Origin of the sequence: Elizabethkingia argenteiflava, from assembly GCF_009904105.1 — a bacterium.
GTDB lineage: Bacteria > Bacteroidota > Bacteroidia > Flavobacteriales > Weeksellaceae > Elizabethkingia > Elizabethkingia argenteiflava.
This window is the reverse complement of sequence record NZ_JAAABJ010000032.1, coordinates 1-371: the sequence shown is the minus strand read 5'-3', so window position 1 is coordinate 371 and position 371 is coordinate 1. Positions and strand designations below refer to the sequence as shown.

General features: G+C 46.6%; 1 protein-coding gene. It reads left to right on the top strand.

Annotated features, from left to right (window positions below):
* Window positions 1–371: OmpH family outer membrane protein (locus GNY06_RS00140; RefSeq protein WP_166518295.1), on the top strand; the 371-nt coding region annotated here is incomplete at both ends.

Below are 371 nucleotides of genomic sequence, written 5' to 3'. Positions count from 1 at the left end.
GTGGGGCAGGCACAAGTGCTTGCCCTTGTTTCTCTTTTCAGTATTTATATATAATAGGTATGAATATGCCTATTCTAATCCAACACTTCATGATGAAAAAGACATTCCTTTATTTGGTTCTGGCAATGATGCCTGTGCTGGCATCTGCCCAGCAGGTGGCTAATTCAGCTCCTAAAGCGAGTGAGGCTACTGCTGCTCCTACTGCGGGTGCAGAGGCTCCGTCTGCAATCCGTTTCGGCTATTTCAGCTTCGAAGAAGTCTTTCGTACAATGCCTGGTTATGCGATAGCCAAGCATCATATGGACGATCTTCGCTTGAAGTATGATGCCGAAACCAAGCGCTCGGAGGACGAGTTTAACAGCAAGTATGAG